Raw genomic sequence first — 15,263 nt, forward strand, 5'->3', positions numbered from 1 at the left:
CCGTGGGAGCACACCGGGCCCAGGTAAGATTCTGGACGACTACGGCCACCGAGGCTGGGGCCACCAAAGGGGAGACGACGTGCTGATCAAGCGGCTGCGCAGCTACTCGGTCGCGCTCCTCTTCCTCACCGCGCTCGCCGCCTGCAGTGGAGACGCCGGCGCCGATGTCGATCCCGACCAGGTCGACGCCGTCGAGCAGCCCGAACTGGGCGCCTGCCGGGTCCTCTCCCCCGACGACGTCGCGAAGAGCTCGAACGCCACCAAGACCGTCGACTGCGCCAAGCCGCACACGGCGGAGACCTTCGCTGTGGGTGCGCTTCCGGAGTCGTTCGACGACGTCGACTACGACGACAAGGCCCTGGGGAAGTTCGCCTACCAGACCTGTTCGGAGAACTACAGCAAGTTCCTCGGCGCCGACGACTCGCTGGTGATGCGTACCGTGCTCAGCTGGGCGTGGTTCCGGCCGAGCGAGAAGGCTTGGGACGACGGCGCCCGTTGGTACCGCTGCGACGTGATCGGCGGCGGCGACCAGTCCAAGGAGTACGTCAACCTGCCCGCCACCACCCGGGACCTGATGCTCGGCAAGCCCAACGACAAGTGGATGGTCTGCGCGGACGGCGCGTCGGTCGCCGGCTCGGTCAAGGTGCCCTGCTCGGAGCCACACACCTGGCGCGCGGTGACCACGATCAAGGTCGGTGCCGACACCGCGGAGTATCCGGGCGACCGACTGGTGGAGGTGAAGTCGCGTGACTTCTGCTCCAAGTCCGTGGTGGCCTGGCTGAACTACCCGCCGGATTACCAGTTCGGCTACACGTGGTTCCACGAGGCTGAGTGGGAAGCCGGCAATCGCCGCTCGGTCTGCTGGGCGAAGACGACCAAGTGAGTCGGCGATGATCCGCTCCCTGACCGCGATCCTGGCCTCCGCCGTATTGGCGCTCACCGCGTGCAGCGGCGGCTCGGACGATGAGCAGGCGGAGAAGCCGAGCGCATCGCCGACAGTGGCTCGGACCGCTCTCACGCCTCCCCCGCCCCCGAAGGTGGGGGCCTGTTACCAGCTGAGTTGGGCGCAGATCATGGAGCCGACGACCGATGTCGAGCCGAGCTCGTGCAAGAAGTCACCGACCACCCGGACCGTCGCCGTCGGCGAGCTGGACACGGTGGTCGATGGCCATCTGCTGGCGGTCGACTCTGCGTATGTTCGCAAGCAGCCTCCGGCTCGGTGCGCCCGGGCGGTCGACTCCTACTTGGGTGGCTCGGCCGAGCAGCGTCGGCTCTCGATGATCACCTCGGTCTGGTTCGCCCCCACGGTGGAGGCCTCGGACGCCGGCGAGCAGTGGTACCGCTGCGACGTCGTGGTGATCGCGGCCCCGGAGAAGCTCGCTCCCCTCCCCGGCTCACTCAAGGGAGTGCTCAACTCGGATGCGGGTCGCACCCGTTACGGCATGTGCGGCACCGCCCAGCCGGGCACCCCGGCCTTCAAGCGGGTGCAGTGCGCCAGCAGCCACTCCTGGCGGGCGACCGGCACCATCGAGGTGAAGGGCGCCAAGGGAGACAAGTGGCCCGGTAGGACTGCTGCTGAGAAGGCCGGCGCCGAACGCTGCAAGGAGTTGGCCCGTCGGGGCGCGAGCGACGCTCTCAACTACCGCTGGGGCTACGAGTGGCCCACCGCTGAGCAGTGGAAGTCCGGCCGCCGCTACGGCATCTGCTGGGCTCCGGCCTGACCCGTCCCGCTGATCTAGCGTGCTGGTGGCGCGCCGCTACCTCCGGTCGCCGGTTCGGCCACGGAGGAAGCGGTGCTGCGGTTCGTGGTGTCGGCACAGGTGAGGTCGGCACAGCTGAGGCCAGTTCGGTTGAGGTCAGTTCAACTGAACCGTGCCGACGGCCGTGACCAGCCAGAGGTTCTGGTGGGCGTCGGTCCAGAGGTAGTTGCCGTCGCGGGTGCGTTGGTACTTCCAGCGGCCGTGGGTCTTGGCCAGGTGATGCCGTCTGCAGAGCGGCGCCAGGTTCTCGGGCGCGGTTTGGCCGAGCGGCGTCTTGCCCGGTGGCCCGCGTCGCTCCGAAGCACCACTGTCGTACGGCTCGATGTGGTCGAGGTCCGCGTCGGCGGATGAACGAGTGCAGTGTGGGAAGACGCAGTGTGGGTCGCGTTGGCGGACCTGCTCGGCCATCCAGGCGGGTGGGTCGTGCCGGTCGACGGCACCGGTGCGGTTCAGGTCGATGACCGGGGTGACGCTGGCGATGGAGCCGTGACGCTTTAGCCAATCTTCAAGCTGGGTAACGAGCACCGGGCCGAGCTTGTCGGCGTCGGCGAGCGCGAGGTCGTCGGTGCCGAAGAGATCGGCGAGGGCGGTGTGGACGAAGACCCGCAGACCGCGCCGAGCCGTCGAAGCCCGGGAGCGATCTCGACAAGCTCGATCAACGGTGGCTCGATCAACGGAACTCCGGTGGTCGAGCTTGTCGAGACCTCCAAAGTCGAGGGTGTCTTGAACCTCGGCAATTGAGCCAAGGGCTTTCGCCTTCCGCTGGCCCAACGTGTCCACGTCGCCTGCGCGGCGGAGCCGTTCGGCTTCTTCGCAGACCAGGTCGTGGAACCGGGCCAGGTCGAGCGAGTCCCCGACGACGTCCAGAGTCGAGGTACCTGAGGCGGTGCCCTCCGGGCCGTGTTTGTGGGTGAGCGTGACACCCCAGTCGGCTTTGGAGAGCGGGCCGGTCTTGTCGCAGATCAACTCAGGGTGGAACTTCGCGACCGCCATAGCCAGCAACCGTTCGATGGTCGGCCAGCCGTACCGCTCACCAACCGCGAGCTGTAGGTCGAACCAGGCCGCCGCCTCCGCGGAGAGCTTCCGGGTCAGCTCCGCAACCCGACGTGCCTTCCAGCCCGGCACCTCCAGCAGCTCCACCTTGATCCACAACCGCGGGAGCCGATGGTGCAGGTCCAACGCATCGGCCAGCAGCGACAACGCCCCGAACCGCGACACCCCGGAGGCGGCGGCGAACTCTTCGGCCGCGAACGCAGCAACAGTCGGCGTCCCAGCGCCACCGAGCACGTCGTCGAGGTCGAGGGAGGCGAGCGCGTGGTCGTCGCACCACGAGGCTGCCGCGCAGCCGTCCACCACGGGGTTGAGCACGCACCACTGGTACGCCAACCGCAGCTGCCGCCGAGCCAGCACCAACGCGGACTCGCGGCTCTCCGAGATCACCGCAAGCAAGCACCCCGCATCGAGGTCAGTGACCTCATACGGAACATGCCGGGCGTCGATCTCGATCATGCAACCAGTCCACCAGAGACCCCCGACAGAATCCCCGGGTGAGTTCTTGCTGTCGTGGCCGAGCCTCCGACTGCCCTACGCCCAAGGAATCGGAGCCGTTCCCCGCCAGCTCAAGGCGCGCACCGAAGCCCGCCTCGACTTCGAACCCGCTCCCAGCAACCGCACCTGGTTCCCTGGCGCTTGTCCAGACCTAGGAGCATCAGAATCGGAGCCGGACCTGGCGGGATGTCCCCCAAGGCACCGGGTCTCGATCCGTTTCCGAGACACTGGCCGCAATCTGCTCGAGTGGCCGGGACCTCGGCGCAACCAGATCACGGCTGCTCTCTGGCGCACAGCGCCGGAGGCAAGGTCGCCGTCAACTCTCAGCCAGCGGTCCGCCGAAACCGCCGCGACGCCGAGTTGGCGAACCCGCCAGATCAGCGCGACGTCGGACGCGTCACCGCGCGTCCGACGTCCGACCGGCGCTTAGAAGCCCAACCGCCGCAGCTGACGCGGGTCGCGCTGCCAGTCCTTGGCGACCTTGACGTGGAGGTCGAGGAAGACCGGGGTGCCGAGCATCGCTTCGATCTGCTTGCGGGCGGCGGTGCCGACCTCACGCAGGCGCGAACCCTTGTGGCCGATCACGATGCCCTTCTGGGAGTCGCGCTCCACGAAGAGGTTGGCGTGGATCTCCAGGAGCGGCTTGTCCTTGGGTCGGTTCTCGCGCAGTTGCATCTCTTCGACCACGACCGCGATCGAGTGCGGCAGCTCGTCGCGGACACCCTCCAACGCGGCCTCACGGATCAGCTCGGCGGCGATGATCTGCTCCGGGGCGTCGGTCAGGTCGCCGTCCGGGTAGAGCGGCGGCCCCTCGGGCATCAGGCCGAGCAGCAGATCGGAGAGGAGCGAGACCTGGTTGCCGCTGACAGCGGAGACCGGGACGATCTCGGCCCAGTCGGTTCCGGTCTCGCGGCCCAGCTCGGCGATCGAGAGCAGGTGCTCGCCGAGCTGTTCGGGGGTGACCAGGTCGGTCTTGGTCGCCACCGCGATCCGGATCGACTTCCGCACCTTGGCGAGCTCGTTGACGATGAACCGGTCTCCCGGGCCGATCTTCTCGTTGGCCGGGAAACAGACCGCGACGACGTCCACCTCGGACCAGGTCGCCATCACCAGGTCGTTGAGCCGCTCACCGAGCAGCGTCCTCGGCCGGTGCAGGCCAGGGGTATCGACCAGGATCAGCTGTCCGTCGGGACGGTGCACGATGCCGCGGACGACGGTGCGGGTGGTCTGCGGGCGCGACGAGGTGATCACGATCTTGGTACCGACCAAAGCGTTGGTCAGCGTCGACTTGCCCGCATTCGGCCGCCCGACGAACGAGGCGAACCCGCTGCGGTGCCCTTCGGGAATGTCGATCGAGAAACCGGTCGCCTCGGCAGCCGCGAAGTGCGAGTAGTCGAAGTCGTCGTCGAACTCGTCCTCGTCCTCCTCAAGCTCATCCTCGTCGAGCTCGTCGTCGAGTTCGGGCTCCTCGAGCGCCGGCTCTTCGTGGGCGGGGTCCTCGTGCGGCTCAGTCATCGCTCTTCTCTCGTGCTGCGTCGTAGTCCGCCCAGATCTCCTGGTCGGTCTTGCCGGCAGCCTTGCCGGCTCGGTAGATCGGGCCCGGGTCGACGGCGCGAGGCTGACGCCCCGCCGTCGCCCGCCAGTAGCCCATCACGTCGTAGTGGGTGCTGGGCAGCTTCCGGACCCGCATCAGGTGCTTGCGGATCGCACGCATCTGCGCCGACTCACCAGCCATCCAGAAGTAACCGGGACCCTCGGGCCACTCCAGCCCCTCGACGGCGGCAGCCAGGCCGTCGCCGTGGCCTGGAAGCCAGTGCAGGTCGACATGCTCGGGCAGGTACCCGGGCAGTTCGTCGGGGACCTCGGCCAGCACCGTGGTCGGCAGGTCCGGGTGTTCCCGGGCGATCCGGGCCATCGCCGGCATCGCGGTCAGGTCACCGACCAGGAGCAACCACTCGGCGTCCTCAGGAAGCAGGAAGGAACCCTTCGCGTCGGTCAGGGTGACCTCGTCACCGACGCACTCCCCCAACGCCCACTCGGTGACCAGGCCGACCTCGTGGACAACGACGTCGAGGGTGAGCTCGCCGTCGGCCAGCTCACGCACCGTGTAGTAACGGCTCTGGAACTGGCCCGGGACGATCAGGCCGACCCATTCGTCGGCGATGCCGGTGCTGGTCAAGGTGCGCAGACCCTCACCACCGAGGCGAAGACGCACCAGATGCTCCGACAACTGCTCACGCTGCAGCACGGTTGCGGTGTGCTGTTCGGCCCGGGTACTCACCGCTCAAGGCTACCGGGCCGCAGAGTCACGGCTGCCAGTCGGGACGCATCGGGAAGCCACTACGACCATCGGCGTGGTTGCGGGTGGCCAGCACATGGTGCAGCTCGATCTCACCGCGCTCGAACGCGATCCTCGAACCCGCCATGTACAGCCCCCAGACCCGGGCCGTCCCCTCACCCACCTCGGCGACGCACTCGTCCCAGTTCGTCTCCAGGTTCGCGCACCAGCCCGCCAGGGTGCGCGCATAGTGCAACCGGAGGTTCTCGGCGTGCTGGACCTCCAGGCCGGCGTTCTGGACGGCGCTGACGATCGTCCCGGAGCCGGTGAGTTCGCCGTCCGGGAAGACGTAACGGTCGATGAAGGCGCCGGTCTGGGTCGGTCGGTTGTCTGCGCGGGTGATGCAGTGGTTGAGCAACCGCCCGCCGGGCCGGAGCTTGCTTCTCAGGAACCCGAAGTAGGCCGGATAGTTGCCGACCCCGATGTGTTCGGTGAGCCCGATCGAGCTGACCGCGTCGAAGTTGTGCTCCACCACCTCGCGGTAGTCGAGATGGCGCACCTCGGCCAGATCGCTGAGACCCTCGGCGTCGATCCGTTCCTTCGCCCACAGCGCCTGTTCCAGGGAGAGCGTCACCCCCAGGACCCGCACCCCGTACTCGCGGGCCGCATGCCGGACCATTCCGCCCCAGCCGCAGCCGACGTCCAGCAGCCGCTGGCCCGGTTGCAGCGCAAGCTTCTGGCAGATCAGGTCGTACTTGGCGGCCTGGGCCTGCTCCAACGTCGTCGCCTCGTCTGCGTACACCGCACAGGTGTAGGTCATCGACGGACCGAGCACCAGCTCGTAGAACCGGTTGGAGACGTCGTAGTGGTGCGCGATCACCTCGGCGTCGCGCGCCATCGAATGCCGGAGGCCCTCGACCGCCCGCCGCCAGCGAGGCAGGTGCTCCTGTACCGGCGGAGGCGGCGGCTTGAGGTGGCTGATCCCCAAGCCACGCACAAGTTTGAGCGCTTCACTGATGCTCGGACGACGGAACTGCAGGTGTCGTTGCAGCATCAGCATCGCCGGGTAAGGGTCACCGGGATGGACGCCTTCGATGTCCAGGTCGCCACTGACGTAGGCGCGTGCCATCCCGAGATCGCCGGGGGCGGTGAGGATGTAGGAGAGGCCACGTTCGTTGCGCAGGTGCAGGCCGATCTCGGCGTCCGCCGGTCCGGCCGTACTCCCGTCGTAGGCCGTGAACCGCAACGGCATCCCGTCCCGCAGCAGGGAGGCGACCGCGTCGCCGATGGTGATCGGAGTTGTCGAGCTCATTGTCGTCGAACCGCCTTGTCGTAGAGCGAGGTCAACCTGTGCCTGGGGTCGTAGCGTCGTTTCACCGTCTCCAGATGGGGGCCGTCGTAAAGGCGGTCGAAGGTGGCGCGGTCGTAGAACGCCTCGGAGTAGAGCGACTTGTGCCCGCCGGACTCCTGGAGGTACGCCTCGACGGCGCGGTTGCGCGGACCCTGCTCAGCGCCATCACCGACCGCCACCGTGCCCCAGAAGCCGACGTTGACATAGGTGACTCCGGGGTCGAGCGGATAGGTGGGCCAGGGCCGCGTCCGTCCCGCGGAACCGTTGCGCAGCCGCAGCGGGCAGAGCCAGACCGGACGCATCCCGACGTTGAGATCGAACCAGGCCAGGAAGTCGGGCAGCCGATCGAGAGGCACCTCGACGTCCTGGATAACCCGTTCCCGCTGCGGCCGCCCGCGGAACCGGTCGAGGCGGTCCACCACGCCATAACGACGTTCGAGGGCGACGAGTCGGTGGTAGACGTCAGAGCGCCGGTAACGCCGTGGCCAGAGCCGACGGATCCGTGGGTTGTGCAGACCGAAGGCACCAGAGCACCAGAACCAGTCGGTGTCCCACCGCCAGATGTAATCCTCGAACGCCAGCAGGTCGTGGCGACGACGCTGCAGCGAGGCGTAGTAGATCTCGCTGCCGGTGTAGTCGCTGCGCGGCTCCTGCGGACCGGCCTCCACCCAGGTGGCCAGCGTCAGGTAGAGATCATCGGGGCTGAAGGCGACGCCGTCCAGGCCGTCGACGCGTTCGCCCTCCCAGCTCCCCGACTCCACGATCGTGTCGACGGCCTTGACCAGTTGGGCCGCATCGTCGAACCGCAGGTGCCGCAGCCGGACGGCGTTGGGCACCGGCTCCAGCTCGATCCTGAGCCGGGTCGCATAGCCCAGGGAGCCATAGGAGTTGGGGAACGTGGCGAAGAGATCGGCATGCTCGCCGGTCCGGCGCGCGGTGACGATCTCCCCCGCGCCGGTGAGGATCTCCATCTCCAGCACGGACTCGTGCGGCAGACCGTTGCGGAAGCTGGTCGACTCGATCCCCAGCCCGGTGACGGCGCCGCCCAACGTGATGGTCCGCAGCTGCGGCACCACGAACGGGATCAGGCCGTGCGGCACAGTCGCTGCGACCAGGTCCTCATAGGTGCACATCCCTTGCACCTCAGCGGTCTGCGTGGTCGGGTCGACCTCGATCACCCCGTTGAGACCGCTGACATCGAGGCCCGCGCGGGCTTCGTGACGCGGCCGGAAGAGGTTGGAGGTCCGCTTCGCCAACCGCACCTCGGCACCCGGTGCGATCGCGGCATACGAGGCCAGCAGCCGGTCGACGGCTGCTTGATGTTGGCTCCACCCGGCGGAGGTCACGCCCCCACGCTAGCGCCCGGGCACCACTCCGACCAGTGGTTAAGATCCGCGGCGCGACGATTCAGCGCAGGTGGACGGTCACCTGATCGCCGGCGAACTCCTGGATCGCGGCGGCGTCTGCGGGCGGCAGTGTGTCGGTGCCCATCAGCACGACAGCCTCGAGCCCGCGGGAGCCCGACGCCACCGCCATCGCGATGCAGACACCGATCGCGGAGACCTGCAGCGACGGCAGCTCGACGGTGGCGCCAGCGTAGGTACGGCCGTCGGTGTCACGGACCGCGGCGCCCTGTGCGGCGCCGGTCCGGGCCCGGGTCGCCCGGGCCAGGGTCTGCAGCTTGCGGTCTTCGGCGGAGAGCTCCTCAGGCATGCGGATCAGCGTAGTCCGCGCTCGGCTCCGGGTCGGCGACAGGTACCCGGCTGATCACCACGGTGCGGATCCGGTTGCGTCGACCGCGGGTGCCCTCGGCTTCGAAGCGGAGCCCGTAGGCCTCGACCGTCGAACCGGGGATCGGGACCCGGCCCAGCTCCTTGGCCAGCAGGCCGCCGACCGAGTCCACCTCCTCGTCGTTGACCGGATGTTCGGGGAAGAGCTCGTCCAGGTCGTCGACCGGGAATCGCGACGAGACGCGGAACGCACCGTCGGGAAGCACCTCGACCTCGATCTCCTCCTGGTCGTGCTCGTCGGTGATCTCGCCGACGATCTCCTCGAGAAGGTCCTCGATGGTGACCAGACCGCAGGTGCCGCCGTACTCGTCGACCACCATCGCCACGTGCTGGCGGCGGGCCTGCATCTCGGTCAACAGCTCGTCGACCGGCTTGCTGTCGGGGACGAAGTGGACCGGACGCAGATGCTCGTCGATCCGTTCGGTGAGCTGAGCCTCGGCATGGTCGAAGTCGCGCTTGGCGACATCCTTGAGGTAGGCGAAGCCCACCACGTCGTCGAGGTTCTCGCCGATCACCGGCAGCCGGGAGTATCCGCTGCGTAGGAAGAGCGACATGGTCTGCCGCAGGTTCTTGTGCCGGTCCACGAAGACGACGTCGTTGCGGGGCACCATCACCTCGCGCACGGTGGTGTCACCGAGTTCGAAGACGGAGTGGATCATCTTCCGCTCGCCGCTCTCGATCAGGCTGGACGCCTCGGCCAGGTCGACCATCTCGCGCAGCTCGGTCTCGGTCGAGAACGGGCCGTCGCTGAAACCCCTGCCCGGCGTCAACGCGTTGCCGATCAGGATCATCAGTTTCGGTAGCGGGCCGAGGATCTTGGTGGCGAACATCAACGGCGCGGCCGAGAAGAGCGCGACCGGCACCGAGTGCTGCTGGCCCAGGGTGCGCGGGGCGACGCCGATCACCACGAAGGAGACCACGGTCATGCCGGCGACGGTGATCCCCAACGTCTGCCACCAGCCGTCGATCAGCGAGGCGGCCAGCTGAGTGGCCACCACGATCGCGGCGACCTCACAGAGGATACGCAGGAAGAGGGCGGTGTTCAGGAACCGCGGGGCGTCGTCCAGGACGACCAGCAGGGCCCGCGAACCGGCCCGCTTCTCGGCCGCGATCTCGGCTGCCCGGGCCCGCGAGAAGGTGCTCAGCGCCGCGTACGAAGCGGTGATCACTCCGGCCAGCAGGACCAGGCCCAGGATTGCGCTGAGCAGCCATAGGTCGGAAGCGGTCATCGAGGATCAGCCTTGGGCGCGGCTGCGCCACCGCTGCAGCAGCTCCGCCTGGAGACCGAACATCTCCTTGTGCTCCTCCGGCTCGGCGTGGTCGTAGCCGAGCAGGTGCAGGATGCCGTGCGTGGTCAGCAGTTCGATCTCGGCGACAGTGCCGTGACCGGCCGTCTCGCCCTGCCGTTCGGCGATCACCGGGCAGAGCACCAGGTCGCCGAGGACGCCCTCTTCGAGCTCCTCGTTGACCAGGCCGGGGCGGAGTTCGTCCATCGGGAAGGCCAACACGTCGGTCGGTCCCTCCTTCTCCATCCAGTGCTCGTTGAGCTCGGCGATGGTCTCCTCGTCGACGGCCTTGATGCAGAGCTCCGCCAACGGGTGAACCCGCATCTCATCCATCACGAACCGGGCCAGCAACGCCAGGTTCTCGACGTCGAGTTCGTAGTCGGACTCGTTGAGGATCTCGATGCTCACCGGGTTTCTCCTCGGTTCTTCTCAGCGCGCTTCGCTCGTTCTTCGTCGAAGCGTTCGTAGGCGGTCACGATCTCGCCGACCAGGCGATGCCGGACGACGTCGTGGTTGGTCAGGCGGTTGAAGGAGATGTCGTCGACTCCGTCGAGGATCCCTTCGATCACCCGCAGGCCGGACTTGGTGCCACCGGGGAGGTCGACCTGGGTGACGTCACCGGTGACCACGATCTTGGAGCCGAAGCCCAACCGGGTCAGGAACATCTTCATCTGCTCGGGCGTGGTGTTCTGCGCCTCGTCGAGGATGATGAAGGAGTCGTTGAGCGACCGTCCACGTAGGAAGGCGAGTGGTGCGACCTCGATGGTTCCGGCAGCCAACAGCTTGGCGATCGAGTCCGGGTCGATCATGTCGTGCAGGGCGTCGTAGAGCGGACGCAGGTACGGGTCGATCTTCTCGGTCAGCGTGCCGGGCAGGAAGCCCAGCTTCTCGCCGGCCTCGACGGCGGGACGCGAGAGGATGATCCGGTTCACGTTCTTCTTCTGCAGCGCCTGCACGGCCTTCGCCATCGCCAGGTACGTCTTGCCGGTACCGGCGGGCCCGATCCCGAAGGTGATCGTGTTCGCGTCGATCGCATCCACGTACCGCTTCTGGTTCAGCGTCTTGGGCCGGATCGTGCGGCCCCGGTTGCTGAGGATGTTGGCGCTCAGTACCTCGGCCGGTCGTTCCTTGATCTCGGCGCGCAGCATGGCGATCACGCGCTCCACGGTCTCGGGGGCGAGCCCCTGACCGGTGCGGATGATCGCGACCAGCTCTTCGAGAACCTTCTCCGCCAACGCGATCTCGCGCAGGTCACCGTAGAGGGTGATCTGGTTGCCGCGGACGTGGATGTCGGCGTTGAAAGCACGCTCGATCCTGGCGAGATTCTCGTCGGCGGGCCCGAGCAACTGGACCATGTTGATGCTGGCAGGAACCACGACGGTGTGTCGGGTGCCTTCAGGCTGCGGGGCGGGGCCGGTTTTGCTCTCAGTCATCGTGACACCCATGCTACGGCGGACCCGGGTGGAGCCGACATTCCTTTAGCACCGCGGCGCCGCCGGGGGCTGGATCCGAGTGTCGGGAATTCGATCTCCGCGGGTGTCAACCACCTGCCGGGCTCGGGCGTGGAGATAGCGTGACGATCGATGTGTTGGTTCCGCAGCTCCCGTGCTCTGGTGTGGTCGTGACGTCCGCCTGGTCCTGGGACGCCGACACCGCCGTCTCCGAGTTGTACGCCGCACACTGGCGTTCCCTGGTCCGACTCGCGGTCCTGTTGGTCCGCGACCAGGGCACCGCGGAAGAGGTCGTCCAGGACGCCTTCGTCGCCATGCACGGCCGGTGGAACCGGCTCCGCGAGCCCGAGAAGGCGTTGGCCTACCTGCGGCAGAGCGTCGTCAACCGTTCCCGGTCCGTGCTGCGTCACCGCAAGGTGGTCGACCGGCACCTGCTCCGCGAGGCGCAGTCCGGGGAGCCGGTGGCACCGAGTGCCGAGCACCCCACGCTGCAGGCCGAGACACGGGACCGGGTGATCGCCGCGCTCGCCGAACTCCCCCAGCGCCAGCGCGAGGTGCTGGTACTGCGCTACTACCTCGATCTCTCCGAGGCCCAGATCGCCGATGCGCTCGGCGTCAGCCGCGGAGCCGTGAAGAGCCACGCCTCCCGAGGGGCCGCCGCACTGCGCGAGCGACTCGGCGGGCTCTGGAAGGAAGAGTCATGACCAACAACGACGACTGGCTGCGCCGGATCCTCGACGACGCCGCGGCCGAGGTCGAGCCGAACGATCGGCTGGAGGCGATCCGCCAGCGCACGCAGGCCCCAGCTCGGCGCTACCAGCCGTGGCTGATGGGCGCGGTCGGCGTCGCCGCGGCCACCGCGGCGGTCTTCGGCAGCGTCACCGCGCTGAACGGCGACGACGACACACCTAACTCTCCGCTGGCCAGCGACCCCACCCCCGAGCAGCAGCGCACCGCGGACGGTTGGGGCGAGGACCCGGGCAGCTTCGTCGGTACCCATGCCGTCCCCGCCTACTACCTCGGCGAAGGGCCGCGGGGACCGGTCCTGTTCCGCGAGTTCCGGCGATCCGAAACGCCCATCGAAGGTCTCGACCAAGGGATCGCGGCTCTGATGGAGACCCCCGCCGACCCTGACTACCGCACCGCGTGGCAGGCCGGCGATCTGCACTCAGCTGCCTACGACGGCGAGGAGATCACCGTCCAGGTGGCCGCCACGGTCGCCGGCGACCGGCCCTCGGAGCTGACGCCGCGCGAGGCCCACCTCGCGGTGCAGCAGGTCGTCTACACCTTGCAGGCGACCGTCGGCGACCGGGCACCGGTCGCGTTCCTGATCGACGAGGACGGCAACCAGACCCGCACCGCCACCCGCGTCCTCGGTGTCGCCACCGACGGTCCGGTCGGCAACGCTCCGGTCTTGAAGACCCTCTCCCTGGTCAACATCACCAGGCCGGAGAGCAACCAGGGGTTCGGCAACACCCTGCAGGCCCAGGGCGTCGCGAACAGTTTCGAGGCCACCGTGCCCTGGGAGATCCTCGACGCCGACGGCAGCGTGGTCGACTCCGGCTGGGCACAGGCAGAGGGCTGGGCGAGCAAGATGCTCTATCCCTGGCAGACCGAGATCGACCTCTCCGCCCTCTCCCCCGGCGAGTACACCTTCGTCGCACGCACCGACGACCCGAGCGGCGGCGCCGAGGGCAACGGCCCCTTCGAGGACACCAAGCTCTTCCAGGTCGGCTGAGGCTCAGCCGTTGGGGCGCACCGGAAGCCGGTCCACACCGAAGACCAGCGAACGCGCCCGGTAGCCGGGGTCGTCACCGCTGAGCTGCATCTTCGGGAAGCGCCGGGCCAGCGCCGGGTAGGCGGTCCGCAGCTCGAGGCGCCCCAACTCTGCCCCGACGCATCGGTGCAGACCGTGCCCGAAGGCGAGGTGGGCGGGACCGCCTCGCATCGGATCCAACTCCCGCGGCGCGGTGCCGAAGACGGCGTCATGGTCGGCCGCCGGCAACGAGACCAGGACGACGTCACCGACCCGGACCTGACGCTCGCCGACCAGCACGTTGCTGCGCGCGAACCGCGGGAACGCCACCTGCACCACCGAGAGGTGGCGGAGCAACTCCTCGACCAGCGGCTCGACCAGCGCGGCGTCGTCGGGGAGCCGCTGCCACAGGTCCCGGCGTTGCAGCAGGAGGCCGGTACCGAGCGCCAGCATCCCGGCGCTGGTCTCCATCCCGCCGGTGAAGACGCCGTCAGCGAGCCCGGCCAGCTCCAGGTCGGTGATCTCCGAACCGTGCTCGCGGATCAGTTGCCCGATCAACCCCGGACCGGGTTCGTGCCGCTGCCGGGCGGTGGCCTCCTTGAGGAACTCGCGGGACGAGGAGATCGCCCCGAACGTCCCCACTCCCCCTTCGTCGACGCCGAACCGGGCCTGGCCCAGACCGCGGAACGTCTCGCGGTCCCGGTCCGGCAGGCCGAGCAGTTCACAGATCATCAGGAAGGGCACCGGGAAGGCGAAGGTCTCCACCAGGTCGACGACGCCGTCCGCGTCGGTCCGCTCGGAGATGGCGTCGAGTTGGGTGGCGACGATCTGCTGCAGCGACTCCTCCACCCGGCGCAGCCGGTGCCGGGTGAACTCGGGGGTCAGCAGTCGCCGCAACCGGGTGTGGTCGGGTGGGTCGGTGAAGCCGAGCCCACCCACCTCGTCGGCGGCGCGGCGGCCCAGATACGGCCGGATGTCGGTACTCCACGAGGTGGGGTCGCTCAGCACCTGGCGTGCCTCCTGCCACCCGGTGACCAGCCAGATCCGGGTGCCCAGCAGCGAGCCCAACTCGTGGACCGGGTCTGCGGCGTTGAGATCGAGCAACCGCTGCGACAACTCGACTCCGTCGCGCTCCAACGGCCACACGATCCGGTCCGGCACCCGGTCCAACCGGGCCAGGTCAGGTGGGCCACTGAGCCGAAGCAGCGTGTGGCGCAACACTCCCTGGAGGTGTCGGATCATGGTTCCAGCGTGCCACTAGAGCGGCTGGAAGCACGTCAGGAATCTCCGGTGGATCCCCGCCAACGTTCGGTTTGGGCCAGCAGCGCGGCGCTGGCTGCCAGACCCGCCGTGGAGGTACGCAGCACCTCGGCACCGAGCCGGACCGAGGTGGCTCCGGCGTCGACGAACGCCGTCAGTTCCTCCTCCGAGACCCCGCCTTCAGGCCCGACGATCAGCAGGATCTGCTGCGGCATCGCGGCGCCGGACCTCAGGTCGGGCAGCGCTGCGACGGCGTCCTCGTGGAGGACCAGCGCCACATCGGCAGCGGCGATCAGACCGACGACCTCGTCGGTCTGCGCCAGCTCCGGCACCTGCGGGAACCAGCGGCGGCGCGCCTGCTTGGCGGCCTCGCGCGCGGTGGCCTGCCACTTGGCGTGCGACTTGGCCGCGCGCTCCCCGCGCCAGACGGCGACTGATCGGCTCGCCGCCCAGGGCACGATCCGAGCGACCCCGATCTCGGTGAGCACCTCGACGGCGAGCTCGCCACGGTCGCCCTTGGGCAGCGCTTGGACCACGGTCAGGGCCGGCACCGGCTCCGGATGACTCTGAACCTGCTCGGCGCGCACTGTGAAGGAGCGCTTGCTGGTCGCCTCGACGACGCCGGTCAGCATCGTGCCGCGACCGTCGGTCAGCAGCACCGGCTCGCCGTCGCGCAGCCGACGCACCACCACGGCGTGGTGCGCCTCTTCGCCGGTGACCTCGACCTGGGAGCCGACGCGGACGCCGGCCAGGTCAGGGGCCCAATGCAGGTGTGCGGTCATC

At 68.6% G+C, this 15,263-nt stretch carries 15 protein-coding genes; 4 read left to right on the plus strand and 11 right to left on the minus strand.

Annotation, left to right across the window (positions count from 1 at the left end):
- The first annotated feature begins 79 nt into the window (after positions 1-79).
- A complete protein-coding gene (locus ACLM5J_RS10655; protein WP_413656388.1) occupies positions 80-883 on the plus strand; it encodes a septum formation family protein in 804 nt (267 codons plus the stop codon).
- 7 nt (positions 884-890) lie between these two features.
- Positions 891-1,721 carry a septum formation family protein gene (locus ACLM5J_RS10660; RefSeq protein ID WP_413656389.1) on the plus strand — a complete coding sequence of 277 codons (831 nt, stop codon included), beginning with the start codon at positions 891-893 and terminating at the stop codon, positions 1,719-1,721.
- Positions 1,722-1,856: 135 nt separating this feature from the next.
- Here the strand turns inward: ACLM5J_RS10660 and ACLM5J_RS10665 are convergent, their stop codons facing one another.
- From ACLM5J_RS10665 to ACLM5J_RS10705, 9 genes are all read right to left on the minus strand, one after another.
- Complete coding sequence (locus ACLM5J_RS10665) at positions 1,857-3,269, minus strand: HNH endonuclease signature motif containing protein (RefSeq protein ID WP_413656390.1); 1,413 nt, start codon at positions 3,267-3,269, stop codon at positions 1,857-1,859.
- A gap of 465 nt (positions 3,270-3,734) precedes the next feature.
- Positions 3,735-4,823 carry a GTPase Era gene (gene era, locus ACLM5J_RS10670; RefSeq protein WP_413656391.1) on the minus strand — a complete coding sequence of 363 codons (1,089 nt, stop codon included), beginning with the start codon at positions 4,821-4,823 and terminating at the stop codon, positions 3,735-3,737.
- Positions 4,816-5,589 carry a siderophore-interacting protein gene (locus ACLM5J_RS10675; protein WP_413656392.1) on the minus strand — a complete coding sequence of 258 codons (774 nt, stop codon included), beginning with the start codon at positions 5,587-5,589 and terminating at the stop codon, positions 4,816-4,818. The genes era and ACLM5J_RS10675 overlap by 8 nt, the downstream gene beginning before the upstream one ends.
- Positions 5,590-5,614: 25 nt before the next feature.
- Positions 5,615-6,898 (minus strand): class I SAM-dependent methyltransferase, encoded by a 1,284-nt coding sequence (locus ACLM5J_RS10680; RefSeq protein WP_413656393.1) that lies wholly within the window; start codon positions 6,896-6,898, stop codon positions 5,615-5,617.
- The gene (locus ACLM5J_RS10685) at positions 6,895-8,283 is read right to left on the minus strand and encodes an FAD-binding oxidoreductase (protein WP_413656394.1); all 1,389 of its coding nucleotides are present in this window, start codon (positions 8,281-8,283) and stop codon (positions 6,895-6,897) included. Before ACLM5J_RS10685 ends, ACLM5J_RS10680 begins: the two co-directional genes overlap by 4 nt.
- Positions 8,284-8,344: 61 nt before the next feature.
- On the minus strand, positions 8,345-8,650 hold the full coding sequence (locus ACLM5J_RS10690; RefSeq protein WP_413656395.1) for a cytidine deaminase: 306 nt from the start codon (positions 8,648-8,650) through the stop codon (positions 8,345-8,347).
- Positions 8,643-9,956 (minus strand): hemolysin family protein, encoded by a 1,314-nt coding sequence (locus ACLM5J_RS10695; RefSeq protein ID WP_413656396.1) that lies wholly within the window; start codon positions 9,954-9,956, stop codon positions 8,643-8,645. The genes ACLM5J_RS10690 and ACLM5J_RS10695 overlap by 8 nt, the downstream gene beginning before the upstream one ends.
- A 6-nt stretch (positions 9,957-9,962) precedes the next feature.
- Complete coding sequence (gene ybeY, locus ACLM5J_RS10700; protein WP_413656397.1) at positions 9,963-10,421, minus strand: rRNA maturation RNase YbeY; 459 nt, start codon at positions 10,419-10,421, stop codon at positions 9,963-9,965.
- Positions 10,418-11,446 carry a PhoH family protein gene (locus ACLM5J_RS10705; protein WP_413656398.1) on the minus strand — a complete coding sequence of 343 codons (1,029 nt, stop codon included), beginning with the start codon at positions 11,444-11,446 and terminating at the stop codon, positions 10,418-10,420. Before ACLM5J_RS10705 ends, ybeY begins: the two co-directional genes overlap by 4 nt.
- A 140-nt stretch (positions 11,447-11,586) precedes the next feature.
- Here ACLM5J_RS10705 and ACLM5J_RS10710 point away from each other — a divergent pair, with 140 nt between their 5' ends.
- Together ACLM5J_RS10710 and ACLM5J_RS10715 are read left to right on the plus strand one after the other, a co-directional pair.
- Positions 11,587-12,168, plus strand: coding sequence for a SigE family RNA polymerase sigma factor (locus tag ACLM5J_RS10710; RefSeq protein WP_413656399.1), 582 nt, complete (start codon positions 11,587-11,589; stop codon positions 12,166-12,168).
- Positions 12,165-13,202, plus strand: a complete 1,038-nt coding sequence (locus ACLM5J_RS10715; RefSeq protein ID WP_413656400.1) for a Gmad2 immunoglobulin-like domain-containing protein — start codon at positions 12,165-12,167, stop codon at positions 13,200-13,202. The genes ACLM5J_RS10710 and ACLM5J_RS10715 overlap by 4 nt, the downstream gene beginning before the upstream one ends.
- A gap of 3 nt (positions 13,203-13,205) precedes the next feature.
- Here the strand turns inward: ACLM5J_RS10715 and ACLM5J_RS10720 are convergent, their stop codons facing one another.
- Both ACLM5J_RS10720 and ACLM5J_RS10725 read right to left on the minus strand, forming a co-directional pair.
- On the minus strand, positions 13,206-14,462 hold the full coding sequence (locus tag ACLM5J_RS10720; protein WP_413656401.1) for a cytochrome P450: 1,257 nt from the start codon (positions 14,460-14,462) through the stop codon (positions 13,206-13,208).
- Between the two features lie 35 nt (positions 14,463-14,497).
- The gene (locus ACLM5J_RS10725) at positions 14,498-15,262 is read right to left on the minus strand and encodes a 16S rRNA (uracil(1498)-N(3))-methyltransferase (RefSeq protein WP_413656402.1); all 765 of its coding nucleotides are present in this window, start codon (positions 15,260-15,262) and stop codon (positions 14,498-14,500) included.
- Position 15,263: the final 1 nt, after the last annotated feature.

It is taken from the genome of Nocardioides sp. Bht2, from assembly GCF_047308515.1.
Classification (GTDB): Bacteria; Actinomycetota; Actinomycetes; order Propionibacteriales; family Nocardioidaceae; genus Nocardioides.

What these genes read in the sequence shown, in the direction of transcription:
- ACLM5J_RS10725 (WP_413656402.1), bottom strand. Translation starts at nt 15,262, where the DNA reads ATGACCGCACACCTGCATTGGGCCCCTGACCTGGCCGGCGTCCGCGTC.
- ACLM5J_RS10665 (WP_413656390.1), bottom strand. Translation starts at nt 3,269, where the DNA reads ATGATCGAGATCGACGCCCGGCATGTTCCGTATGAGGTCACTGACCTC.
- ACLM5J_RS10720 (WP_413656401.1), bottom strand. Translation starts at nt 14,462, where the DNA reads ATGATCCGACACCTCCAGGGAGTGTTGCGCCACACGCTGCTTCGGCTC.
- ACLM5J_RS10705 (WP_413656398.1), bottom strand. Translation starts at nt 11,446, where the DNA reads ATGACTGAGAGCAAAACCGGCCCCGCCCCGCAGCCTGAAGGCACCCGA.
- ACLM5J_RS10660 (WP_413656389.1), top strand. Translation starts at nt 891, where the DNA reads ATGATCCGCTCCCTGACCGCGATCCTGGCCTCCGCCGTATTGGCGCTC.
- ACLM5J_RS10680 (WP_413656393.1), bottom strand. Translation starts at nt 6,898, where the DNA reads ATGAGCTCGACAACTCCGATCACCATCGGCGACGCGGTCGCCTCCCTG.
- ACLM5J_RS10695 (WP_413656396.1), bottom strand. Translation starts at nt 9,956, where the DNA reads ATGACCGCTTCCGACCTATGGCTGCTCAGCGCAATCCTGGGCCTGGTC.
- ACLM5J_RS10690 (WP_413656395.1), bottom strand. Translation starts at nt 8,650, where the DNA reads ATGCCTGAGGAGCTCTCCGCCGAAGACCGCAAGCTGCAGACCCTGGCC.
- era (WP_413656391.1), bottom strand. Translation starts at nt 4,823, where the DNA reads ATGACTGAGCCGCACGAGGACCCCGCCCACGAAGAGCCGGCGCTCGAG.
- ACLM5J_RS10715 (WP_413656400.1), top strand. Translation starts at nt 12,165, where the DNA reads ATGACCAACAACGACGACTGGCTGCGCCGGATCCTCGACGACGCCGCG.